General features: G+C 49.5%; 18 protein-coding genes. 6 read left to right on the top strand and 12 right to left on the bottom strand.

The annotated features are described in order from the left end of the window. Window positions 1-15 precede the first annotated feature (15 nt). The 3 genes from tssE to tssB all read right to left on the bottom strand — a co-directional run bounded on the left by tssE (window position 16) and on the right by tssB (window position 2,583). Complete coding sequence (tssE, locus tag PsAD13_RS09775; RefSeq protein ID WP_208980636.1) at window positions 16-474, bottom strand: type VI secretion system baseplate subunit TssE; 459 nt, start codon at window positions 472-474, stop codon at window positions 16-18. Window positions 475-483: 9 nt separating this feature from the next. Beyond that, entirely contained in the window at window positions 484-1,977 is a 1,494-nt protein-coding gene (tssC, locus tag PsAD13_RS09770) for a type VI secretion system contractile sheath large subunit (protein WP_063289815.1), read from the bottom strand. A gap of 96 nt (window positions 1,978-2,073) precedes the next feature. Then, on the bottom strand, window positions 2,074-2,583 hold the full coding sequence (tssB, locus tag PsAD13_RS09765; RefSeq protein WP_057462095.1) for a type VI secretion system contractile sheath small subunit: 510 nt from the start codon (window positions 2,581-2,583) through the stop codon (window positions 2,074-2,076). 229 nt (window positions 2,584-2,812) lie between these two features. On the opposite strand from tssB, the gene tssM reads away from it, so the two are divergent. Both tssM and PsAD13_RS09755 read left to right on the top strand, forming a co-directional pair. Next, window positions 2,813-6,439 (top strand): type VI secretion system membrane subunit TssM, encoded by a 3,627-nt coding sequence (gene tssM, locus PsAD13_RS09760; protein WP_343228956.1) that lies wholly within the window; start codon window positions 2,813-2,815, stop codon window positions 6,437-6,439. A gap of 5 nt (window positions 6,440-6,444) precedes the next feature. Further along, a complete protein-coding gene (locus tag PsAD13_RS09755) occupies window positions 6,445-7,869 on the top strand; it encodes a TssA family type VI secretion system protein (RefSeq protein WP_063318017.1) in 1,425 nt (474 codons plus the stop codon). A 348-nt stretch (window positions 7,870-8,217) separates the two neighbouring features. Here PsAD13_RS09755 and PsAD13_RS09750 read toward each other — a convergent pair whose 3' ends face one another. The 3 genes from PsAD13_RS09750 to PsAD13_RS09740 all read right to left on the bottom strand — a co-directional run bounded on the left by PsAD13_RS09750 (window position 8,218) and on the right by PsAD13_RS09740 (window position 12,302). After that, window positions 8,218-9,381 carry a M20 aminoacylase family protein gene (locus tag PsAD13_RS09750; protein ID WP_063318016.1) on the bottom strand — a complete coding sequence of 388 codons (1,164 nt, stop codon included), beginning with the start codon at window positions 9,379-9,381 and terminating at the stop codon, window positions 8,218-8,220. 76 nt (window positions 9,382-9,457) lie between these two features. Next, window positions 9,458-11,020: a BCCT family transporter gene (locus tag PsAD13_RS09745; RefSeq protein WP_208986515.1), complete on the bottom strand. Its 1,563-nt coding sequence runs from the start codon at window positions 11,018-11,020 to the stop codon at window positions 9,458-9,460. A gap of 115 nt (window positions 11,021-11,135) precedes the next feature. Next, entirely contained in the window at window positions 11,136-12,302 is a 1,167-nt protein-coding gene (locus tag PsAD13_RS09740) for a Xaa-Pro peptidase family protein (RefSeq protein ID WP_063318169.1), read from the bottom strand. Between the two features lie 322 nt (window positions 12,303-12,624). Here PsAD13_RS09740 and PsAD13_RS09735 point away from each other — a divergent pair, with 322 nt between their 5' ends. From PsAD13_RS09735 to dpaL, 3 genes are all read left to right on the top strand, one after another. Beyond that, the gene (locus PsAD13_RS09735; RefSeq protein WP_063318015.1) at window positions 12,625-13,323 is read left to right on the top strand and encodes a PAS domain-containing protein; all 699 of its coding nucleotides are present in this window, start codon (window positions 12,625-12,627) and stop codon (window positions 13,321-13,323) included. Between the two features lie 5 nt (window positions 13,324-13,328). Next, window positions 13,329-13,712, top strand: a complete 384-nt coding sequence (locus PsAD13_RS09730; RefSeq protein WP_057464574.1) for a RidA family protein — start codon at window positions 13,329-13,331, stop codon at window positions 13,710-13,712. A 99-nt stretch (window positions 13,713-13,811) separates the two neighbouring features. Beyond that, window positions 13,812-14,993: a diaminopropionate ammonia-lyase gene (dpaL, locus tag PsAD13_RS09725; protein WP_063318014.1), complete on the top strand. Its 1,182-nt coding sequence runs from the start codon at window positions 13,812-13,814 to the stop codon at window positions 14,991-14,993. Between the two features lie 46 nt (window positions 14,994-15,039). On the opposite strand, the gene PsAD13_RS09720 is transcribed toward dpaL, so the two are convergent. The 6 genes from PsAD13_RS09720 to PsAD13_RS09695 all read right to left on the bottom strand — a co-directional run bounded on the left by PsAD13_RS09720 (window position 15,040) and on the right by PsAD13_RS09695 (window position 21,973). Further along, entirely contained in the window at window positions 15,040-15,396 is a 357-nt protein-coding gene (locus PsAD13_RS09720) for a RidA family protein (protein ID WP_057462235.1), read from the bottom strand. Window positions 15,397-15,489: 93 nt separating this feature from the next. Continuing rightward, window positions 15,490-16,137 carry a DUF3726 domain-containing protein gene (locus PsAD13_RS09715; protein ID WP_063318013.1) on the bottom strand — a complete coding sequence of 216 codons (648 nt, stop codon included), beginning with the start codon at window positions 16,135-16,137 and terminating at the stop codon, window positions 15,490-15,492. Then, on the bottom strand, window positions 16,138-17,832 hold the full coding sequence (locus PsAD13_RS09710; RefSeq protein WP_244275133.1) for a hypothetical protein: 1,695 nt from the start codon (window positions 17,830-17,832) through the stop codon (window positions 16,138-16,140). 76 nt (window positions 17,833-17,908) lie between these two features. Beyond that, complete coding sequence (locus PsAD13_RS09705; protein ID WP_063318011.1) at window positions 17,909-19,453, bottom strand: BCCT family transporter; 1,545 nt, start codon at window positions 19,451-19,453, stop codon at window positions 17,909-17,911. A 37-nt stretch (window positions 19,454-19,490) separates the two neighbouring features. Then, window positions 19,491-20,522 carry a membrane dipeptidase gene (locus PsAD13_RS09700; protein ID WP_063318010.1) on the bottom strand — a complete coding sequence of 344 codons (1,032 nt, stop codon included), beginning with the start codon at window positions 20,520-20,522 and terminating at the stop codon, window positions 19,491-19,493. Further along, window positions 20,522-21,973 (bottom strand): aldehyde dehydrogenase family protein, encoded by a 1,452-nt coding sequence (locus PsAD13_RS09695; protein WP_063318009.1) that lies wholly within the window; start codon window positions 21,971-21,973, stop codon window positions 20,522-20,524. Before PsAD13_RS09695 ends, PsAD13_RS09700 begins: the two co-directional genes overlap by 1 nt. 105 nt (window positions 21,974-22,078) lie before the next feature. On the opposite strand from PsAD13_RS09695, the gene PsAD13_RS09690 reads away from it, so the two are divergent. Then, window positions 22,079-22,960 (top strand): LysR family transcriptional regulator, encoded by an 882-nt coding sequence (locus PsAD13_RS09690; protein WP_063318008.1) that lies wholly within the window; start codon window positions 22,079-22,081, stop codon window positions 22,958-22,960. Window positions 22,961-23,486: the final 526 nt, after the last annotated feature.

Raw genomic sequence — 23,486 nt, 5'->3', positions numbered from 1 at the left:
TGGTTGCCTGCTTGACTAAACAATATGAGCGACATGCCCATCTTTCATAAGAATATCGATTTGCACCTGCTCCCCCTGGCTTAAGGCTGGCATGAGCAGAGTTGCCTTGAACCGCAGTTCTAATGGGCGGTCAGGATCACGAACGAAATGGACGGACCGCACCTGAACGCGCGGTTCATATTTTTCAATGCATTGGCGGATAGAGGCCGCAATATGTTGCGTAAGGTCGTTTGTCGCCACGCTGGACAAGTTGAAATCAACTAGTCCCAAATCTGGTGTAGCAGCAGAAGCCCCTGCTCTCGCATTCAACAGCTTGGCTAGATGACGCTTGATAGAGTTTACTTTTGCTTCCAACAGATCGATGTTCTGAGGAGGAGAAATCTCCTCCTCATCAGCAATCAAACGCTCGAACAAACTGCCACGCGCTGTACGAAGCCTGCTGTCCCAAACAACGGGTTCATCGCGCTTTCTCATGGGCAGCCCTTAGCTATCCTTGTCCAGCTTACCAACGAGCGACAATTCAAAATTCGCTCCCATGTATTTGAAGTGCGGACGTACTTTCAAAGACACCTGGTACCAACCCGGATCACCTTCTACATCAGAGACGATAACCTCTGCTGCTCGCAGTGGACGACGTGAACGTACATCTTGAGGTGGGTTTTCCTGATCAGCTACATACTGCCGGAGCCAGGTATTAAGCTCACGCTCCAGATCTTCACGCTCTTTCCATGACCCGATTTGTTCGCGCTGCAGCACTTTAATGTAGTGAGCAAGGCGGTTGACGATCATCATGTAAGGAAGCTGAGTGCCAAGCTTATAGTTGGTCTCCGCTTCTTTACCTTCCTTGGTGTTCTGGAAGATCTTTGGCTTCTGAGCAGAGTTTGCGGAGAAGAACGCCGCATTGTCAGAGCCTTTGCGCATCGTCAGTGAAATGAAACCTTCTTCGGCAAGCTCAAATTCACGGCGATCTGTAACCAGAACTTCCGTTGGAATTTTCTCTTCGAGCTGACCAAAGGCTTCAAACACATGTACCGGCAAGTCGTGAACAGCACCACCTGATTGCGGACCAATGATATTTGGACACCAACGATACTTGGCAAAACTCTCTGTCAGGCGGGTTGCCATCAGGAATGAAGTGTTACCCCACAGATAGCTCTCATGCTCTTCTGTCACATTCTCATTATAGACGAACGCATCAACCGGATTTTCTTCCGCATCATATGGCATGCGAAGCAAAAAGCGTGGGCATGTCAGGCCAACGTAACGGGAGTCTTCACTCTGACGGAAGCCCATCCATTTGCGGAAACGCGGTCCTTCATAGATGGAGAACAGATCTTTCTGCGCAGGCAGATCCACGTACTCATCAACGTCGAACATTTTCGGACCAGCTGCCGCAATAAACGGAGCATGGGCCATTGCGCCAACGGAGGCAGTAAACTGAAGCAGCTTTACATCGCGGGCACCAGGACCAAAGTCATAGTTGGCAATCATTGCGCCTACAGGCTCGCCACCAAACTGGCCATAGCCACTGGAGTAGACGTGTTTGTAAAGGCCAGATTGTACGACTTCCGGGCTGGTTTCAAAATCTTCCAGCAACTTGTCTTTAGAGACAGAAAGCACATCAATCTTGATGTTCTCACGAAAATCTGTCCGGTCAACCAGCAGTTTCAGACCGCGCCAGGCAGACTCGAGTTCCTGAAATTTTTCATCATGCAGAACTTCATCAAGCTGCGCTGATACTTTCAAGTCCAGCTCTGCAATCATACGGTCAACCAATACGCGGTTGATCCGTTGGTCAACTTCCTGGCTCGCAAGGAGGTCAGAAATAAACGCTTCAACGCCTTTACGCGCTATGGAATAGCTTTCTTCGTCTTCAGGGCGAATGCGGGTCTCTTCCATGATCTGGTCAAGAAGAGAAATCGCGGCCCCCGAACCGGCAACATCTGGCTGGCCGGTAGAAGCTGATACATCTACCATGTCATCACATCCATGTTTTTACTTTGAAATGTACTTGCGGATCAAAACGAACGAGCTCCGCAGTTGTGTATAAAATCTATTGATAATGACGTAGTGTCAGCTGTTCTCTTCCTGAGACGAAACCACTGCATCCAACTCTGAAAGAAGCTTCTCACGCTGCTCTTTATCTTGTAGCAGCTGCTCTAGTCGGTTGCGGAACGCAGGAATATTTCCAAGCGGCCCTTTAAGAGCAACAAGAGCCTCACGCAGATCGATTAGCTTTTTAAGCTCAGGAATTTGCTTCACGATAGAATCTGGCTCGAAGTCTTTTAGTCCTTCAAACTTCAGATTGACCGCAAGCTGTGCATCTTCTTCCTCAACAAGCGTATTTTTGACCGTTAGCTCACGCTCCAGCCCCGCTTCTTTCATCACCGATGCGAAGGTATTCTTATCAACTGAAAGCAATTCGCGCTCTTCAAGAGGCGTATCGTCTTCTTTGCCGTTGTAATCACCCAACATGACAAGACGCAACGGCAGTTCGACTTCTTCCTGTTGGTCACCAGTTGCAGGAACATAGCGAATGTTAATCCGCTCTTTGGGTGCAACAGAACCTTCCTTGCCAGCCATTAGCCTTCCCCACTCTTCTTAATAAAACTGAAAACATCTTAGAAACTACCTAAGATTGTACTTAAATTGAAAATTGAAAACTTTAGCGTCAATTCGACTCTAAATTTCCCTTAGGCCTATCGGAAAGAAAAACAGACGACAACCCAAAAGTAAAACTTCCGTTATTAGACTTTAGTAATATTGATTAGCAAAGTAAATATTTCGAGAAAAAAGATAATATTGCCTGAAAATGCGATTCGACCTGATTAATACAAACCAGAGAAACGTAATGATAATTAGAGCTCTCTCAATAATCAAAACTATACTATTATCGATTATTAAATTAACTACATCATATATATTTATAAGCTCGATATTTCTAATTTTACTCGTTTTAAGTGTATTTTTCTTCAGGGATTTAGTATTCTCCTTCGCAGGCTCAAGCGAAAGAAAATTAATCTACAGCGCCCTTGCAATGGCAGTGTTTTCCATCATTTGGGGTGCCAGTAACTTAATTTATGTAAGCATAAAGAAGAAGAAAGTTGATTTAAGTAAAAATAAAGATAAAAGAGAAAAACCTAAAACACCTGATCTATCCTATCTGAATGAGTTCGAGCGTGGCTTCAACCAAGCCCTGCAAACCATCAGCAGAAACTGGGCAGGCAAGGGTTCTCGCAGAAATGGAAAGAACCTTTACGCACTACCCTGGTTTGTGGTTTTGGGATCTCCAAGTTCGGGCAAGACATCCCTTATTGTTGAATCGAATTTAAAGTTTCCACTTGCACATCTTTTCTCTCAGGAAGACGCCAAGCATGTGCAACCGACAAAAGACGTTGATTGTTGGGTAACCGACGAGGCGGTTCTGTTTGATGTTGCTGGCCAGTTTGTTGAACATGTAAACGGAAAGCAATCTGACACTCATGAAACACATTACGCAGGTTTATGGCGCCGCTTTCTCAAACTCCTGCGTGACAACCGACCACGCAGACCTATCAACGGCGTTGTCTTATGTCTCGATCTATCAGAGCTTATTTCGCTCTCCTCTCAGGAGCGAAACACGAAAGCAGCACTTATTCATGCTCGCCTGAGCGAAATGACAGAAGTGCTGGGCACGCGCTACACCGTCCATGTCGTACTTACCAAGTTCGACCTCATCGATGGTTTCCATGAGTTCATTGGATGTCTGCCCACAGCAGAAAGGGCAAAGCCATTTGGCTTTACATTCGACCTTCATAGTGGTCGGGATCAAGACAAGTGGTTAGACGAGTTTAATGCAGCTTTTGCCAAACTGCTGGAAAACCTCAATCATACCACTGTCGATCGTATCTCAGATATTCGTTCAGCACACAAACGTCGCCAACTCTATCTGTTTACCCGTGAGATGGCTGGCTTGAGCACAATTTTGAGTGGGTTCCTCGGCAAAGCTCTGCATCAAGACAAGTTTTCAACCGCCCCTCATATTCGGGGCATTTTCTTCTCATCAGCCCGGCAGGAAGCCATCCCAACAAATCCTGTTTTGCAGGCAACCTCACAAAAGTACGAAATAGCGCCGCCAATCCTGCCCATTCACAGTGGCCCATCCAAGCAGTACTTCTCGTCTGCCCTGTTTGATCAGGTGGTCTTCAAAGAAGCGGGGCTTGCTGGCGACAATATCAAGATTGAACGCGCGAAGCGTTTCGCCCTCATCGGCTCAGGCCTTGCAGCTTCATTGTTGTATGTCGGCTTTTTCAGCGCTTACTGGATGGGCTACGAAAGCAACCGCGCACGGGCAGATCAGGTCGTTGATATCACTGAGAGCTTTGAAGAGCTGCTCCAGCAAGGACCAGCACAAAACTCTAACGCGTCCGGGCAAAATTATATTCGTTCTCTTGGAGCTCTTACATCGGCAAGCGACATTTTTGGCAATTACCGCAGTCGAAACTGGCTTATGTCTCAGCTTGAGCTTTATCAGGGGCACAAAATAGGCCCGGAAGTTGAGAAAGCATATGTAGACATGCTCGCACGCTACTTTCTCCCGGAAGTGGCAGCGTACGTGCGAGATGAGATCGCAAAACTCGGAGAAGACGAGACCGGTAGAGACAGCAATGAACGCCTTGAAGCTTTGCGCGTCTATCTCATGCTGGGAGATGCATCGAGACGAAATGAGCTGCTGGTCAAAGCCTGGATGGAACAGAAATGGCAAGAGCAGTTTGAAGGTGATCTAAAGCTGCAAAAAGCTCTTCGTGATCATCTGGTCTTTGCCATTGAGACTGCAGGGCTAGAAGCCGCACTCGACAAAGATCTGGTGGAAACCTCCCAAAGAGACTTAAGAGAAGTTCCGAGAGACCTTCGCCTTTACCGCAATATTGAACAGGTCAGCGACAGACAGCTGGCCTCATCAGTCAATTTCCGAAATGATATCGGACCTGCTTACAACATCGTTTTTGATGGCACCAGGAGCAGCAGCGGAAACGATCAGCCGATTGGGGTGAAAGAGTTTTTCACAAAAGACGCTTATCTGGACTATTTCGTAAAAATGAATGACGGCCTTTCTGTCGTCGCTGTTGAAGATGCATGGGTCGCAGATGAGCGCGATACGGTTGAGTATTCTCAAGCCGACCTGAAAGAATTCCGTCGCAAGATTGTGTCCCGCTATGCGACCAACTACATCTCCAGTTGGAACACCGCGTTGAACCGCCTGGAAATTACTGATTTCAGAAATCTGGATCATGCGGTTGATATTCTTGAAACCCTGACTGGCCCAGACCGACCGCTGAACCGGCTCATCAACCGCGTTAAAAGGGAAACTGAGATCTATGAAGGCAAGCTTATCGAGCTGAATGCAGAACAGGCTGTGGACTCTGACCTTCCCTTCGATATCTACCGCGAGCAAGGATTGCGTGTCCGTCGGGCATTTTCCAATCTGAACGGCTTGGTTGAAGCAGAGGAAGGCGAAAAAGCCTACCTGGAAGATCTGGATGCTGCACTCAACACACTCTACGAATACCTCAAAGACATCCGACAAGCAGGGGAGCGCTCTGGCGAGGTGGCCCTTGCACGCGCGAAGGCCAGGATTGACCTGCAGGGAGAGGACCCGATCTATACTCTCAAACGTATAGGTGTTGATCTGCCAAGTCCATTGAACCGCTTCTTCGCAAAATTAGCGGACCAAAGCTGGAAGGTTCTGCTGCAAGAAGCCAAGAAGGAACTACAGCGCAGCTGGAATGAAGAGATTTATGCGGATTATAATCTGAACTACGCTCAGCTCTATCCATTCAACAAACAAGCTGAGCAAGAAATACCACTTGAAGAGTTTGAGAGCTTTTTCGGTCCCGGCGGTAAAATCGAAACGTTCTATAAGAAAAACCTCATTGTATTTGTTGATGAAGCAACGGGCGAACCCAAAACCATTGATGGTCGCCACTTGGCCATCGAAAGAGATTTTCAGGACAACCTGAAGATCATTCTGGATCTGCGCAGAAGCTACTTTAACTCCGAAGGGCTCATTGGCGTTGAGTACAACATTCAGCCTGTGGCTCTTGCAGCCAAACTGCGTCGCGCCGTGATGAATATTGAAGGGCAGATCATTTCCTATTCACATGGGCCAAGGCGTCCAATCCGCGTGATTTGGCCTAACGTGCTTACGAATGAGGCAGAGAGCAGCCTTTCAGTCTTCCCTGCAGGAAGAGGGCGTCCACATACAGTTACGTTCAAAGGGCCTTGGTCTGGTTTCCGACTGCTGGACTTCGCTACAACCAAGGGCTTTGACAGCAATGGTGCACTGATCGAATTTAGTTTCGACGGTCAAAAAGCAACTTATTCACTGCTTCACAAAGGTGCTAGTTCGCTCGCGCGCAAGCAACCATTGTCCGGTCTTATCCTACCAGCAAAGATGTAACTCTCATGACCGCATCAGAAACAAAATCAGAAGAGGCAGCTCCGGCTGCTTCCTCTCTTTTCGTAACATCCTATGACGACCTCGCCAAAGCGGTCCTTTCCCCCATTTCAGATAGGTTTGAAGACGACATTGAAGATCATCCAGACTTTGATGCCGTTAGTGATGAGTTGATGAAACGCGGCACCCTCTCTCACGGCTCGATCGACTGGGGTCTGGTAGAGCGGGAAGCGCTGCAACTGCTGCAAAACACTCAAAAAAGCCTGGCAGTTTTGGAAGCTGTGCTGCTTGCCCGAATGACGCGGAAAACACGCGGGGCTTTGACCAGTTGCATCCGAGGCCTTGATGCCTGCTTAACAATGCCAAGAGCAGACCTCTGTCCAAAAGAAGATCGAAGATTTGATCTCATCCTACGCCGTATTTGCGGTTTGTTCAGCATGGATGCGTTACCCGGCAAGCCCGGCACAGAAGCTGAAAAACTGGATGAAAGCCTTGCTCGCCTGACCAAAAACGAACTCTTGCTTGAGCACGGCCTTGTAAAAGATTTTCGTGTGCTTCAGGAGAGACTTGAGCTTGAAAAGAAGCAGACGGAGAAAGAGAAAGCGCAGACCGCCGCAGGAGCCTCTGCATCAGGAGATGGAGCAAAGACGGGAAGTATCGGTTCCGCAACTCCGATGGATGCACGTTCCTTTAAACGCACCACCGCTGAGATATGCACACTCATCTTTCAGGAAGATCCATCCCTTCCCTTTATCTACCAGCTGCGCCGCCATGCATGCTGGCAAGAGATAACAGGTGCACCTCAGATAACATCTGAGTCCAAAACTATTATTCCTGCCGTATCAATAGATACCTGCGACAAGTATCGCGATGCGCTCAAGCAAAGCAATGCAGATATAGCAATCATTCACCAGTTAGAAACAACGCTGTTTTCTATGCCATTTTGGATTGAAGGCCAGTTCATTTCAGCTCAATTGGCTCTCAAAGCCGACCACATACAAGTCGCTAATGCCATCACAGAGAGCACCCAAGAGTTCATAGGCCGGCTCCCGGAACTTCGCGAACTGTCCTTCAACGATGGTACCCCCTTCATAGAAGGAGAAACGGCGGAATGGTTAAACTCAAAGCCCGCGCACTCAAACATGCCTGCACAGGCAGATAACCAGCAGGAAAGCAAAGGGCTCACAGATTTTGTTGGCAATCCAAGACTGGCCTCAAAATGGAACGGAGAGTACAAGTCACAACGCTCGCCACGCCAAAAGGCCTTCATGGAACTTGCTATGCTGGAAGACCTCGCAGGCTCCGGCTTCTCCGCCCTCGTCTCCGACCAAACACTGCGCTTACAAACATCCGTCGAAGAAACATCCATCACCGACTGGGACCCCGAATTCTTCAAAAGAGCCGCTGCCCTTACACGCAAGAGTCGAAAATGATGAATAACCCACCGACAACATTCATTACCGAATGCAAACTCGAACCAAAGTGCGGGCTTTGCACTCCAAAAACTAGAGACTACCATTTATCTCGAGTCCCCTAAGATATCTGGTGTGAACAAAACTATCTCATTTTCCCATCCATATTCAAATAGAGGAACTGAAGAAAGTTTCATTTAGAATTTAATTAATGTGTGAGCATGGTAATAACTGCATTTCATCTCATGAGTATAGATTGCTACACGCACAGGTCTTTTGGAATAGAAAAATTAAACCGTGATCTCCCTGCTTCTCATTCTGCGAGGAAGGAAACAGGGAGGTTGGGTGGGAACTGATTGTGGCTGATAGTTAGGCGTTAGCTGGGAGTTGGTCTTTTACGAGTTCGGTCCAGAAGCGCACTCCGGTCATGAGGATGTTGTCGTTGAAGTCGTAGAAGGGTTTGTGGAGGGCTGTGCCGCCTTTTTCGCCTACTTTTCCATTGCCGACGAGAATGTAGCAACTTGGGACTTTGCGTTGCATGTACGAAAAATCCTCTGAGATAGTGAAGGGAGGAGCTTCGCCGTCTACGTTTTCTTCTCCGGCGATTGCTTTGGCAACGCGAACGGCAACAGCTGTTTCCTTTGGCGTGTTGATCGTGGAGAGGAATGTGTTGGTGAACTTATATTTGTATTCAACGCCGGCTGAAACACACTGACCAGCAGCCACTCTTTCGATGGCAGCTTCAATCTTTGCCAGCGCTTCATCAGTAAAGCAGCGGGTGTCGCCTTTGATGGTTGCGGACGATGGAATAACGTTGGTTGTGCCGTTGGTAGTAAACTCCGTTACAGAGATCACGGCAGGTTCATGAATTGAACTCAAGTTACGGCTGGTGACCGTTTGTAGGGCCAAAATGATCTGTGCGCCAACCACGATTGGGTCAGTGCCCATATGAGGCATTGCAGCGTGACCGCCTGTCGCGAGGATCTCGATTTCAAAACCACTTTCCGATGCCATGATTGAGCCCGGATTGGTTACAAAATGGCCTTCCGGAACGCCCGGCAAGTTGTGCATGGCGTAGATGGCATCCATCTTGAAACGGTCAAACAGGCCATCTTCGATCATTGCTTTTGCGCCGACGCCGTGCTCTTCACCCGGCTGAAAGATGAAATAGACCGTGCCATCGAAATTCTTATGCCTGGCAAGCTCATGAGCTGCGCCCAATAGCATGGTGGTGTGTCCGTCATGACCACACGCATGCATCATCCCATCGGTTTGGGATTTATAGGCGAAGTCATTTTCCTCGGTGATTTTGAGGGCGTCCATGTCTGCACGTAGGCCAATTGTGCGATCGCTATCACCACATTTAAGCACGCCAACCAAGCCGGTGCGACCGATATTGCGGTGAACTTCAATGCCGAATTCTTCCAGCTTCTGGGCGATGAACTCGGATGTTTTCACTTCTTCAAAGCCAAATTCTGGCATTTGATGCAAGTGTTGGCGCCACGCAATGACTTGTTCATCGATTTTGCTCATTGAAGTTCCCTTACCTCCTTTAAGAAACTTACAAGGAGGCAGCCCTGGAGCGGCTGCCTCTTCGCTTTATTTGTTTTTATTCGGCAGCTTGTTTGATTGCTGGCACGTCTTCTTCCGCTTGCTTTTCATCAGCAAATTCTGCGCGGAACATCTTGAATGTACTGATCATTGCCACGAAGAGCACAAACATCAATGGCAGAGCGAAAATCAAACTGATGGACTGCAACAGATCGATACCAGATTTTGTTGCCAGCATCAGTGTCAAAGCCATAGCACCCTGTGCAATGGTCCACATAACCTTCTGCTTATTGCTTGGGTTCAGGGAGCCATCTTCACTCATGGAGCTGAGTGTGAAGGTTGAGCTGTTCATGGATGTGATGAAGCAAGTGAACAGAGCAATCACAACACCAATGGAGATGACGGTACCGAGCGGGAAGTCTTCCAGCACGATGAAGGTTGCAGCTTTAGACGACGCTGCTGCAGCTTCCAACGCCTCCGGAGAGGCTTCAAGGCCAATTGTGCCGAAGAACGCAACCCAGAGGAAGATACCGAGGCATGGCAGGATCATGGACCCAAGGATGAACTCACGGACTGTCCGGCCTTTGGAGACACGTGCAATGAACGGACCAACAAACGGCGCCCAGGCAATTGCCCATGCGTAGTAGTAGATTGGCCAGCCACCGATCCAGGAGGTCTCTTTATCAGCGGCAAAGGTTGGCAACATCAACGCATCAGTAAAGAAGTCGTTCATGTAGTTACCCATTGTATCAAAGTAAACATTGATCATCTGGGTGGTTGGGCCAAGCGCGCCGACGAGTACAATCAAACCAACAAGAAGGTAGGCGTTGTAATCGGAAAGGATCTTGATGCCTTTTTCAAGACCAGTGGTGGTGCACAAAATGGTGATGACTGTGATGGCACCCACAAGAATGATTTTTGTCAGAGGGCCATCTGGTGTGCCAATCAGATAAGAGGAGCTGATGGACAGGGAAAGGCCAGTTTGACCAAGAGAGGTAGAGATACCTGCAATGGCGCCAAACACACAGACCAAGTTGATCAGCTTGCCCCAGCCGCCGTTTGCTTTATCACGGCCCCATGGGAGCAAAATGTTACTGATCAGGCCGCTTTCGCCTTTACGGTACATCAGATAACCGAGGATCAGACCAACCACAGAGAATGCTGCCCAGGCCTGAATGCCCTGATGAATGAAGCTCTGCTTCATCGCAAACTCAGCTGCTGCAGGTGTTTGTGCAGCGATGCCGGTTGTCTCTAACGGGTTCATGTAGTGGTAAACTGGCTCTGCAACACCCCAGTAGAGCATTACGGTACCCATACCAGCGGAGAACAGCATCGCAATCCATGAGAAGGTGCTGAATTCTGGTCTGGAGTCATCCGACCCAAAGCGGATGTTACCGTATTTACTGAAGGCGAAGAAGAACATCACCATGACATAGGCAAAGGAGCCCGCCATGTAGATCCAACCGAATTTATCGGTCAGATAGTTCATGGTGCTTACACCGACATTAAACAGTTGATCCGGGAACAGGATGCCTGACAGAACCACGACAACAATGAATGTCATCGTGCTGGCAAAGAGCATCTTACCTTGTTTTAGTTGTTGTACAGCTTGGTTACTCATAACTCTCCCCTGAGTTAACCGCTACAGCGCTAAGGATAAGCAATGCCGAAGCAAATTATCCTGACTGCATAGGAGGGAAGCCGTCTCCCTGCCCCGAGGGGACGGCTCATGCTTGTTATTTAATGATGATCATTTCTGGCGCAGCACGCTCGGTAAGCCACTCTGCACCGTCTTCTGTGATGACGATATTTTCCTCATGAACCATCTGCTTTCCTGGCGCGTAGTTCATGCCCGGTTCCAAAGTCAGAACCATACCCGGCACAAGCAAAGTGTTGTCGGTTGCTGTGTGAGATGGGCGCTCTGTCAGCTCCATGCCAAGACCGTGGCCAATGCGGCCTACGTCATTGCCAAGAGCACCGGCAGCTTCCAGAACACTCCACATTGCATTGTAGATGTCTGTGGTCGTGTTGCCCGGTTTGGCGGCTTCAAAGCCTTTGGTTGTTGCTTCCCATGTTGCGCGATAAGCAGCAAGCGTCTCTTCACTTGCAGAGCCGAACGCCCAGTTGCGGTCAAAATCCGAAAAGTAACCATCTCTGACTGCACCTGTGTCGATGATGAGAACATCACCGTCATTCAGCACGCGGTCCGTTGGGCCCATGATGATGCTGTCATAGCCATCAGGACCGGACCCTGCGATAATGTAAGGGCACTCATCCGCACCTGCCGTGAGCATGTCAATTCTGAACTGCTTGCAGATTTCGCGCTCGGTCATTCCAGTTTTTGCGTAGTTTGGAATGAGGTCGAAGGCTTGATTGGTGATACGGCAGATTTGGCGGGTTTTGTTGATTTCAGCCGCAGACTTGATCTGGCGAAGATTGTGAATTGCAAGCGCAACGTCAACAAATTTTGACTCAACCTTATCGCGCAATTCCAGGAAGTTATTTGTTGGCATGCGTAGATAGGATTCAATGCCGAGCGTTGCACCCACACAACCGTACTTTTTAGGCAGGTCATTCATGGCTTTGGCAACCAGAGAGATGCCATCATCTTCAGGGCAAGGTGATGCCCAGGTACGGATATCATCAATCCATGTTGCCGCCATTCCAGTGGCGCCAATCTCTGGAATCACCGCGATTGGCTTGCCTTCAAGAGGCACAATCAGAAACCATGGACGTGTTGGACTATGCCAAAACTGAGTGAAAAAACCAGAGAAGTAGCGGACATTTGGTTCTGTCGTGAAAAGGACAGCGTCCACTTTTTGCTCATGCATCACCTTTTGCAGGCGTGCTGTCCGGCTTTCAAATTCTGAAACTTCAAAGCCCCTCAAAGAAAACTCTGACATGATGTGCTCCCGTTTTATGACAGAGTGGCCGGACCCGAAATTGCAAATTTTGAACGCAAATGGGTTCAACCAGTCTTTGAGTTACATATTTAATACAATATCATTTCAGTCAACAATATTAGACTGCAATAGGCGTTCATACATATATATTTCTGAATTTCCGTCCTCTTTAGTGGATAAAAAACCCGTATCACTACGTATTTTGGCTCAAAATCGGCTTTTACAGTTAAATGAAGTGAACTTTTCGTTGCAAACACCGGGAAACGTGGTTACCAACACAAGGAACCTATTACGCATTCAGGCGAGCCTTGAGAAAACAGTTATGATCGACCTCAATGACTTCACAAATGTAGAATGTCTCTTTGAAGATGATGATGATCGTCTTGCAAACTACTTCCGCATTGCAGAGACAGTCGCAGATTTGATCGGACCACACTGTGAGGTTGTGGTGCATTCTCTCAAAAACCTTGAAACGTCTGTCGCCAAGATCGTCAACGGGCACATGACGGGCCGAACAATCGGATCTCCCATAACAGACCTCGGTTTGAAAATGCTGCGGGTTTATCAGGAGACAGGCAATCTGACGCCGAAAGCCTACTTCACGCACAATGCTGAAGGGCAGTTGCTTAAATCAGCAACGACCATAATTCTTGGTGCTTCAGGCAAACCCATCGGTTTGTTCTGCCTGAACATCAATCTATCCCTGCCCTTCTCAGAGATCATCAGCACGTTCACTCCAGATGCTGCTGAGGTTGCAGAAAAAACCACACCAGAGCGCTTCAGCACCAACTCAACTGAGGTCATTTTGGGTGCTCTGGAACAGGCGATCAAAGATGTGGAGGCAGACCCATCGGTGACACAGAAAGCCAAAAACAAGGCTGTCACCAAATTGCTTCTTGAACGCGACATCTTTGAGTTCAAAGAAGCAACCGTACTTGTGGCGGAAAATCTCGGGATCACGCGACACGCCATCTACAAGTACATCCGAGAATCAAAAACTCAGATCACTAGCAAAGAGTAAGTAGAATGAAAAAATTAGTTGCGACAGAAAACGCTCCAGCTGCAATCGGACCGTATTCTCAGGGAACTGTTTTGGAAAACCTCGTTTTCACCTCTGGTCAATTGCCGCTTGATCCAAAAACAATGGCCTTTCCTGAAGGTGGCATCACTGAGCAGGCCAGAATGTCACTGGCCAACTTGAAGGCTGTGCTGGAAGAGGCTGGTGCTGGTATCGACAGCGTGGTGAAGACCACATGCTTCCTCGCTAAAATGGAAGATTTTGCAGCATTTAACGAAGTCTACACGGAAGTCTTTGGCACTGAAGGTGCACCTGCACGTTCTTGCATTCAGGCAGGCCGTCTGCCGAAAGACGCGCTGGTTGAAGTCGAAGCAATCGCGTACGTCAAATAAGCTGCACGACACAATTGTTGCTGCGCTCTTAGATTGAGTTCCCCCACTCTCTTCGAGCGCAGCTCTCCTCCCCCTGCCCAAGCTGTTGAAGAGATCAAGATGCTTAAGATACGCAGCAATCGTTTTCGCACAGGTGAAACCAGTCCACTGTTCACCAACCAGGTTGCAGAGAAAACACGTGAGTTTCATAGTCAGATTCAAGGCTATGAGCCAACTCCGCTCACCAGTCTTCCTGCCTTAGCTGAAGAACTGGGTGTGAAGGCGATTTACGTGAAGGATGAGTCTCATCGCTTCGGACTAAATGCCTTTAAGGTCCTGGGTGGCTCCTATGCCCTTGGCCGCTTGCTTGCGAAGAAGCTTGATCTCGATATTTCTGAGATCGACCTGCAGACTGTCTCGCAAAAGTTTGAGCGGCCGATGGTCTTTACAACAGCAACTGCTGGCAACCATGGCACCGGTGTCGCATGGGCTGCACGCGCTATGGGACAAAAGGCTGTTGTTTACATGCCCAAAGGCTCACCTCAGTCAGCTGTCGAGCGCATCCGAGGTTTGGGTGCAGACTGCATTGTGAGCGATGTGAACTACGATGACACCGTTCGACTAGCGAATAAAACAGCCGAAGAGAACGGCTGGGAGCTTGTTCAGGACACTGCCTGGGATGGCTACGAAGAGATACCAACCTGGATCTCCCAGGGTTACATGACGATGGCTGGAGAAGCAGCTGACCAACTCGCCAAGCTGGATGATGCTCACCCAACTCACGTTATGCTTCAGGCAGGTGTCGGAGCTATGGCAGGCGGTGTTCTGGGCTATCTTGCTGATGCGTACGGACCTGAGAACTTCACGTCTGTGATCAGCGAGCCGCGCGCTGCAGATTGCCTTTATCAATCTGTTTCCAGCGAAAATGGTGAGATGACTGCGGTTGAGGGTGACCTGACTTCCATTATGGCTGGTCTTGCCTGCGGCGAACCAAATCCAATCACATGGCCAATCCTAAGAGATTGCGGCGATCATTTCATCTCAGCAGAAGATAACATTGCCGCCACCGGCATGCGCATTCTTGGTAACCCACTCAAAGGGGACCCTGCGATCACAGGCGGCGAGTCCGGTGCTTTGAACATCGGCCTGCTTTACGCGATGAAGTCAAAAGCAGAGTACGCCGAACTGGCACAAAAAGCTGGTATCAACGAAGAGAGTGTTGTGTTGATCTTCAACACCGAGGGCGACACCAATCCTGAACGTTACAGAAAAATCATCTGGGAAGGCGCCTTGCCTCTTTAACCGTTTAAATTACCCAAACAGGGCATTGCTCTGTTTGGGTCTGTCTTCAAAGCGCTGCGAGCACCAGAACTTCGATTTTGTAGTGAGGTTTTGCCATGCGGGCCTCGACGCAAACTCGTGTTGGGGCTGCGTTGAGATCAGCGACCCACTCATCCCAGACGTTATTCATCCCATCATATTCACGCATGTCCGCTAGCCAGATCTGGACGGAAAACACGTTTTCACGAGTTGTCCCTGCCTCAGCAAGCAAGCTGTCAACTTTTGCAAAAACGTCTTTTGACTGTTCGGTGATGTCACCCTCAACCAGCTGAGACACCTGACCTGCCAAGTGAACAACATCATTGTGAATTGCGATTGCAGAAAAGCGCTTGGAACCGCCTAGTTTTTTGAGTTCTGAGCTCATTTTTACTCCAGTTTTTATCAGTCAGCGTGTTCATCAAACACCTGATCTCTTGCATCGGATTTCGTGATTTTGAGATTTAGGAGCAACGGCTGGTTAGTCGTTGTCTGTCAAACCAGCTCCAGCTCCACGTAGGCGGGATGTTTCTGTCGCCGGAGCAAAGGTTCGCTGTGCAAATGCTCCAAGCCGCATCCAACATGCATCCCCAACAACCGCTCGATGGATAGGTTTGCTTTGCGAGAGCATTTGTGCTGGCGCTGAGCATTCAACTCGTTTCGCGTGAGAAGATAAAATTGCCTCAGAATTGCCCTGAACGCAGAGTTCCTTGCCATTGGTAACCATGCGCGTACCTTCCCACTCCACAGCAACTGGCTGACCAAGACGAAGGGCTGCACCGGACGCGAAAGGAACAACCAGCAACGGGTAGTCAACTTCCAGCATTGTTATGATATTGCCCAGCTCCATTTTGATCGCACAGTCACTCATCGCTGCGCCTGCAATGAGTGGGCTTAGCCTGCCCGCTGGAGCACGCCAGATGCCTTGAAGTGCCACTGGAGACAGATCAACCGCTGGCAGCCTGTCATTCAACTCTAAGAGTGAGACCAGCAAATCCGGTCCAGGAAATCCAAAGGACGCGAGCCAGCGCGTTCCTTTGGCGGCCTCCTCACATAAGCCCCATGGCAATCCTGCACCGCGAGAAGCACGCTTGCACATCGCTTCGATTTCATTGAGAGAATAACTCATCTAGTTGCCCTTACGCAGTGCTGGATAGACCCAGAAATCATCGGTTTGTGACACCAACTCCTCCGGATAAGGCGCGTTCGCATACATGTTGATGCGCACCCAACGATCAGAGCGCGGATCGAATTGCACTGCACCGAAAAAGGCCAGTTTACATCTCAGCATATCGATAGGCAGGATATCACTGGCGATCGTGTTATCGCGGATTTCAGCATAGGGTGCCTGATTGACAATCTGAGCGCGGCGAACGATGTGACGGTATTCAGGATGCCTCAACAGAAATTGAGCGATGTTTTTGTCTTCTGGCCAGTGGCCCAGAGCTTGATAAAGCGCAGCTGCATCTCGCCCGGGCGCTAAAGGCTGCTCATATTCTTCAATCGGCTCTTCAAAGCGTTCACCCAGACGCGGCTCCAGCTTTTCCTCAGAGACGTACCAAGCCTTTGCTCTATTCTGCTGATCGCTCCAATCAATCTCCAACACCCAGCCATAGACACGCTCAAGAACCCCTCGCAGATCACCAAGTGTCATTGCGCCGGCTATGCGGAATGTTGGCGTGTTGTCAGCGGCCATGGTGTTTGCCAGATCATCAACAAGGGCGCCATAAGGTTCCAGCATCAAAGAAGTCAGGCACTCCTGCCCTTCCAGAGACAGTTCTTTTTCTGCCCAGGCATTTAGCTGGCTCCAGAGATGGTCACTGGTTTCAGAGAGTGTCCCAACTTGCTGCTGCAACACGACGAGATCACGCTTGAGCCCTTCAATCTTTTCAGACTGGACCTGATGGTCTGTTGTCCAGGTCTCCGTCAATAAAATGCTGCGTTCCAGCAACTCACGAAAGAGTTCAATCTCTTGTTCACTTGCCTGAGGGAGTGCACGTACGCGCGCAGCAGCTTGTTCCCTTGCGGCAATCCAGTTGTTAAACAGCACAGGGTGATTGAGCAGAAACGGTGCCATTCCCAGCCCGGTCGAGTTCCCGATGCCCATAGAACGAGCGATAGCAGGATCCAACTTTATAGCTTTGCTTCCCCCCTTCATCCGCGCCATATGCTCGACAAGGTCGCGTACAAACGCGCGTGTCAGAAAGACGGAAAGCATCTCCACCTGGAACGGACTTCGGAACTCAGGACGGTCCGCGATCATTTCGCGATCAGCCGCCCCAAACTTGCCTGACCCATAAACAGCGGTGGTGCGCATGAGATAGCCGACGGCTTCGATCTTCTCTAGATCCGGCTGCTCTCCCTCTGCCAGAGCCTCCACGATGTGTTCCCACAAACGCGTTGAGCGGTTGGCGCGTGACAGCGACAGTTCAGTCTCACAAATGCGCCCAGCCTCTTGCAAGGGTACGTTGCGAGAAAGACGTTCAATATCCTCAGGTGTCGGAGAGCCGTCAAAAAGAGTGAACGTTGCATCCCAAGCATCCGCAATCACGCGATCTGATCGCTTCTCGGCTGGCAGGTCATGCGAGAAGGCAACAAGAGAGTAGGTTCGGTCCGGACCATGAGCGCAATAGACAGCATGCCCGACACCACTTTCATCAATGTCAAAGACAGGTCGGTCAAATCGCCAGTTCTCATTCTGCATACGTCTTAAAAGAATACGCATGAAGGACAGGCGCGATTGATGGATTGAACCGAGCCGGCTCAACTTCATCACCTTATCTGGTGAACGCAGCTGGATTGCATCGGTTTCACAAACACTCATAATCATCTCATCCTCTGGACAATCCGAAGCTTAGATTGCCCGAGCTGTATTGGATATACGTGCTCGGGCAATTTGCTTAGCTGTCTCTTCCTTTCGCTATTGTGATGCGCAATGCATCCCAAAGTGACGGAATGAGTAGCAAGGATACTGGTACTGCAGTGATGACGATAAAGCTCTGCAACTTTGAAACCCCACCAGACCCGACAGAAATCAGGATTATTGCCATCATGCCCATTGCAATGCCCCAGAACACACGGACTGCCATAGATGGTGTACCGCTCTTGGACATAGTGACAGAGATGACGTAGGTCATGGAGTCACCCGTTGTGGCCACGAAAATCGTTGTCAAAACCAAGAAGAGGATAGAGACAAAGAAGCCAAGCGGAAGCTGCTGCGTGATCGCCAAGAGTGCAGCTGGAAGGTTGAAGCCTTCAAAAGCAGTCGCGATTGACCCAGCCTGCTGAAGTTCAAATGCAATTCCTGAACCGCCAACAATAGTGAACCAGAAGTTTGTAACAATTGGCGCGACAATGGACAGCATGATCACAATAGAGCGAATGGATCTGCCACGAGAGACACGCGCGATGAACATTGCCATCAACGGACCATATCCCATGAACCAGCCCCAGAAGAACACAGTCCACCAGCCAAGCCACCCCGGCTCACCAAAGACACCAGCTTCACCGCGATAGAGCGCCATGCCGAAGAAGTTGCCAAGATATGTTGCAAATCCTGAAAAGAAGCTGTTGAAGATGAAGGCTGTTGGGCCAGCGAGCAAGACGAAAAGCAGCAAACCAGCAGCCAGAATGACATTCAGGCGGCTTAGAAGCTGGATACCTCTGGAGAGACCCGAGATGGCTGAAATCGTATAGATTGCCACTAGGCCAGCAATCACGACAGCTTGTGTTGTAAACCCATCTGGAATGCCGAACAAATCACTCAGACCGTAGCTAACCTGCAACCCAAGGAAACCAATCGGACCCACGGTTCCAGCAACAACAGCAATGATACTTGATGCATCTGCTATGAGGCCAATTGGACCGTTGATCGCTTTGTCACCGAATACCGGGTAAAGCAATGTCCGGGGGGCGAGTGGTAATCCCTTTTCATAGTGATAATGCATCAGCATGACGGTGCTCAATGAACCAAGGATCGCCCAGGCCAAAAAGCCCCAATGCATAAAGCTTTGTGCCATGGCTGCATCCACGGCAGCATCCGTGCCGGCTTCTGCGCGAAACAGTGGAGGCGATGACAGGAAGTGCGCCATTGGCTCACCCGCAGCCCAGAAGACACCGCCACCAGCCAGCAGGGTGCACATGATCATTGCGCCCCACTGGAAGACAGTAAACTCTGGCTTTGCCAGGTTGCCCATAATTGCCTTGCCGCCCGGCAATACACAAAGGATCAAGCCCAATAGAAACGTCGACAGAAGTAATACCTGCCAAAACAAGCCGAAGTATGTTGCTGAAATATTGAAGCCCCAATCAACAAATGCCGATAATACATCGAGATTGATGAGTGCGACTAAGCAGAAGAGCACGATAAAGCCACCTGTAATCGCAAGCAGCGGCATATTGGTATCGTTAGCGTCCTCTACAGATTGCTTGGTAATGTCCGTCATGTTTCCCTCCCTGGTGACGGCAATGCAGCATGTTCAGTTAAGCTGAACAGTTCTTCTTCAACTCCGATGGGGGTGAGTTAAGCAACCTCTTTTCGGCTGGTGCTGCGTGAAAACTGCTTTCATAAAAGCAGTACCAATTTCGGCCCATGATCCCTGCAATTTCCTCCTCATTGAAACCGACAGTTCGCAAACCTCTTTCAAGGTTGCCAAAATCTTTGTTGCTCTCGAACCATGTAGGCATTGGCAGGAAACCCGGTGCGCTCGCCGAGCCCTCACCATAGTCCGTCTCTTTTGTCCAACGCCCCATGCGCATCCATTCCACGATGCTATCTGGCTGGTCCTGGCAAAGGTCAGAGCCTACTCCCAAATGCTGCGCACCAAACTTTTCTGCGGTCCGCGCAATCATCGTGCAGAAGCTTTCAAGCGTGCACGCCGATTTGTCTTTGAGGTGATGCGGATAAAGCGAGAAGCCCAGCATTCCGCCATTTTCTACGACAGCCCGAATGACATCATCTTTTTTGTTGCGCAGTGCAGGCGCCCAATCAAACGGATTGGCATGCGTGATTGCGATTGGCCTTTCAGAGTAATCCGCAGCCTCAATCGTTGACCGATCGGCAGAATGGCTCATATCCACAACAAGCCCGACCCGGTTCATCTCCCTGACAACCTGTTTGCCCATCCGGGTAAGGCCGGTATCTTCAGCTTCATAGCAACCTGTGGCAAGCAACGACTGGTTGTTGTATGTCAGCTGCATGAACCGCGCACCAAGGCGGTGCACAATCTCAACGAGGCCGATATCGTCTTCAATCGGGCTTGGGTTTTGGAACCCAAAGAGGATTGCTGTGCGGTTGGTTTCGCGTGCAACATCAATATCAGCGGCCACATAAGCGGGCATAATGAGGTCAGAGTATTGCTCAAACCAGCGGTTCCACTGCTCAAAATTGAGCACTGTCTCGCGAAAATTCTCATGATACGCGATCGTTACATGAACAGCGTCTAATCCCCCTGCCCGCATTTGCCGAAAGATTTTCTCAGACCAGTTGGCATATTGAAGATTGTCGATCCACATCACACAGGAACTCCGGATGAGATGTAGGAGGTTTTGACGATGGTGTAGAAATCCTTCGCGTGGGAGCCCTGCTCTCGTGGGCCGTATGAGCTGTCTCCACGACCACCAAATGGAACGTGATAGTCAGTACCAGCTGTCGGCAGATTAACCATCACACACCCTGTACGCGCGTTTCTGCGGAAATGGGTTGCCTTTGCAAGGTTTTGCGTCACGATGCCTGATGTCAGTCCGAAATTGGTGTCATTAACGGTCGCGAGCGCTTCATCATAACTGCCAACCTTGATGACTGCCGCCAATGGAGCAAACATCTCTTCACGGTTGATTTTCATGGAATTGTTCGAGTTCAGGAAGACACCGGGAGACATATAGAAACCCTGTGTCGGCATCTCCAGACGTTGTCCACCACATGCGAGCTCAGCACCTTCGGACTTACCAAGCTCAACATAAGCCAGATTTTCGTTGAGTTGCTGCTCAGAAACGACCGGACCAATCTGAGTTCCCGTCTGCAATGCATGGCCAACCTTCATGGTTTTTGTGCCAGCAATGAGCTTCTCAACAAACGCATCATGAACGGCTTCGTGGACAACCAGACGGGAAGAAGCGGTGCACTTCTGCCCGGTTCCGCCAAACGCCCCTCCGATTGCTAAAGATACAGCCAGATCAAGGTCAGCATCATCCATGACTGCAAGAGCGTTTTTGGAGCCCATTTCCATCTGAACACGTGTGAAATTCTGAACAGCTGCTGATGCAATGCCGCGGCCAACCGGAACAGAACCCGTGAAGGAAATCGCATCGACCTTTGGGCTCTCAACCAAACGTTGACCAACGTCACGACCAGAGCCCATGACCAGTGAGAAAAGGCCTTTGGGTATGTCTTGCCGCTCAATAATCTCTGCCAGAGCGACAGCAGAAGCAGGCGTCAAATTTGCCGGTTTCCAGACAACAGCATTTCCAAATGCAAGCGCTGGAGCAATCTTCCAGGACGCCGTTGCTGTTGGGAAGTTCCACGGAGAGATAACTGCAACAACACCGACCGCTTCTCGACGAACATCAACCTCAATTCGGTCCCGCACAGAATCTGCGTTTTCGCCAATCTGACGTAATGTTTCAGCTGCATAGTAGGTGAAGAACTGACCCGCTCGGTAAACCTCTCCCTTACCCTCCGCGAAAGGTTTGCCCTCTTCACGAGAAAGCAGCGTACCGAGTTCCTCCGCACGCGCCATCATCTCAGTCCCGATCGCATTCAGCACGTTGTATTTGCGCTCAATGCCATAAGCGGCCCATTGCACTTGAGCAATGTGTGCCTGATCTAAGGTCGCTTCCAACTGGTCAACAGACGCCTGAGCAAACAGACCAACAAGATCACTCAGATCCGATGGGTTCCGGTTTTCAACTTCGCTTGTGCCAGCGGTCCAGTTTCCTGCAATGAGGTTCAGTTTTGTGTCGACCATGTGATCTGCTGCCTATTCACCCGTAGAATTACTGAGCAGACTATGGACACATGATTCAATTTCAGTCAAAATCAAATTTCTGTAATTTGTTTCAGGAATATTGAAATGCAGATCAAGATTGAGATGCTTCGTTGCTTCGTCGCAGTTGCACGAACCGGCAACCTCAGTGATGCATCTGAGGTTCTTGGGCGCACCCCCTCTGCACTCTCCATGATGCTGAAACAACTGGAAGAAAACCTGGGGCAATCCTTGTTTGAGACCGACCGTAAGAACCGGCTCTCAGCGCTTGGATCTTTCGTTCTGGAGCAGGCAGAGCGGGAACTTTATCAATTTGACGGCATGGTTCAGGACATTGTGAACTTTGCAAAAGCTAAAAGCGGAAAAGTGCGACTGGCTGCCGTGCCATCCGTTGCAAACACAATCATGCCTGAAGTCATCGCCCAATTTCTATCTGCGCGCCCAGACGTTCACATCGAGCTCCGAGATATGGATTCTGCATCCATCCTCCGCGAACTGGCAAAAGACCGGATTGATCTAGGGATTGCATCCACACAAGGGCACGCCACTTCATTCCACACTCAAGCTCTCTTCTCAGATCGTTTCGGTATCCTGTGTCACAAGTCTTGTAAACTCTTGAAGTTAGGAGATAAATTGTGTTGGTCTGACCTTCAAGATGAACGTCTGATTGCCAACAACCTCTCTCAGTCCATCCAAATTCGCGACTGCCAGCAACTTCATACAAACGCAGGACTAAAAGTTCACAACATCACATCTTTGATAGCCATGGTCCGCAGCAAAGTCGGCATCACGATCCTCCCCGAAACCACAGTACAGATGCTCAACTCAGAAGAAATCAGCTTCATCCCCTTGCCTGAAACCAACATCCAACGCGAAATTCAACTCATCCGAAAATCCGACACCCCATCATCCCCCGCAGCACAAGAACTGGAGCGGGCAATTTTGACGTTTGTGAATGAGAGAGGATGAATGACCTTGACACTTAGAGTTCATCACTCAAATTATCCAAGTTCGCTCATTAGCAGCCGCAGCACACTGCAAAAGCTTAAACTTCGGCTTTGAGACTCGTGTGCCGGGAGCAACACTGCAGATACTCAAGCAAACATCCAAGTTCATCTCAGTATAAGATCTTGCTCTCAAAACATGAGTGAGAGACAACCGTTGGCTCTTGAAGGAAGAGTTACAAAAGGAATGCAATGGTCAGAGTGTACCCAAGCATTTCCCCATCACTGAAGAGCCTTCAGACTAGCTTATTCTCCTTAGAGGAAAACGCAAAAAGGCCGCAAAAGAGGCTGTAGTGACGCATTATCGAGGTTTCAGAGCCTCAACCTGATTGCGCAATAGATTGCTTAAACTGTCAGTGAAACAACCAGAAAAATCTTATAGACCCGTAGATGTTGAAATCATTTTTGAAAGAAAAGTAGCTACCTTCGTACGCATGAGACGAACGTAGCCACAGTTGATTTAGACAAACCGGAGGTTATGTGCGCGAAAA

It is taken from the genome of Pseudovibrio sp. Ad13, assembly GCF_001623225.1.
Taxonomy (GTDB): Bacteria; Pseudomonadota; Alphaproteobacteria; order Rhizobiales; family Stappiaceae; genus Pseudovibrio.
Note: the sequence above shows the minus strand (reverse complement) of the source record. Positions and strands in the feature narration are given on the sequence as shown.

Excerpts from the sequence above, each read along its gene's own strand:
- tssE (WP_208980636.1), bottom strand. The coding sequence starts at position 474 with ATGAGAAAGCGCGATGAACCCGTTGTTTGGGACAGCAGGCTTCGTACA.
- tssC (WP_063289815.1), bottom strand. The coding sequence starts at position 1,977 with ATGGTAGATGTATCAGCTTCTACCGGCCAGCCAGATGTTGCCGGTTCG.
- tssB (WP_057462095.1), bottom strand. The coding sequence starts at position 2,583 with ATGGCTGGCAAGGAAGGTTCTGTTGCACCCAAAGAGCGGATTAACATT.
- tssM (WP_343228956.1), top strand. The coding sequence starts at position 2,813 with ATGCGATTCGACCTGATTAATACAAACCAGAGAAACGTAATGATAATT.
- PsAD13_RS09755 (WP_063318017.1), top strand. The coding sequence starts at position 6,445 with ATGACCGCATCAGAAACAAAATCAGAAGAGGCAGCTCCGGCTGCTTCC.
- PsAD13_RS09750 (WP_063318016.1), bottom strand. The coding sequence starts at position 9,381 with ATGAGCAAAATCGATGAACAAGTCATTGCGTGGCGCCAACACTTGCAT.
- PsAD13_RS09745 (WP_208986515.1), bottom strand. The coding sequence starts at position 11,020 with ATGAGTAACCAAGCTGTACAACAACTAAAACAAGGTAAGATGCTCTTT.
- PsAD13_RS09740 (WP_063318169.1), bottom strand. The coding sequence starts at position 12,302 with ATGTCAGAGTTTTCTTTGAGGGGCTTTGAAGTTTCAGAATTTGAAAGC.
- PsAD13_RS09735 (WP_063318015.1), top strand. The coding sequence starts at position 12,625 with ATGATCGACCTCAATGACTTCACAAATGTAGAATGTCTCTTTGAAGAT.
- PsAD13_RS09730 (WP_057464574.1), top strand. The coding sequence starts at position 13,329 with ATGAAAAAATTAGTTGCGACAGAAAACGCTCCAGCTGCAATCGGACCG.
- dpaL (WP_063318014.1), top strand. The coding sequence starts at position 13,812 with ATGCTTAAGATACGCAGCAATCGTTTTCGCACAGGTGAAACCAGTCCA.
- PsAD13_RS09720 (WP_057462235.1), bottom strand. The coding sequence starts at position 15,396 with ATGAGCTCAGAACTCAAAAAACTAGGCGGTTCCAAGCGCTTTTCTGCA.
- PsAD13_RS09715 (WP_063318013.1), bottom strand. The coding sequence starts at position 16,137 with ATGAGTTATTCTCTCAATGAAATCGAAGCGATGTGCAAGCGTGCTTCT.
- PsAD13_RS09710 (WP_244275133.1), bottom strand. The coding sequence starts at position 17,832 with ATGAGTGTTTGTGAAACCGATGCAATCCAGCTGCGTTCACCAGATAAG.
- PsAD13_RS09705 (WP_063318011.1), bottom strand. The coding sequence starts at position 19,453 with ATGACGGACATTACCAAGCAATCTGTAGAGGACGCTAACGATACCAAT.
- PsAD13_RS09700 (WP_063318010.1), bottom strand. The coding sequence starts at position 20,522 with ATGTGGATCGACAATCTTCAATATGCCAACTGGTCTGAGAAAATCTTT.
- PsAD13_RS09695 (WP_063318009.1), bottom strand. The coding sequence starts at position 21,973 with ATGGTCGACACAAAACTGAACCTCATTGCAGGAAACTGGACCGCTGGC.
- PsAD13_RS09690 (WP_063318008.1), top strand. The coding sequence starts at position 22,079 with ATGCAGATCAAGATTGAGATGCTTCGTTGCTTCGTCGCAGTTGCACGA.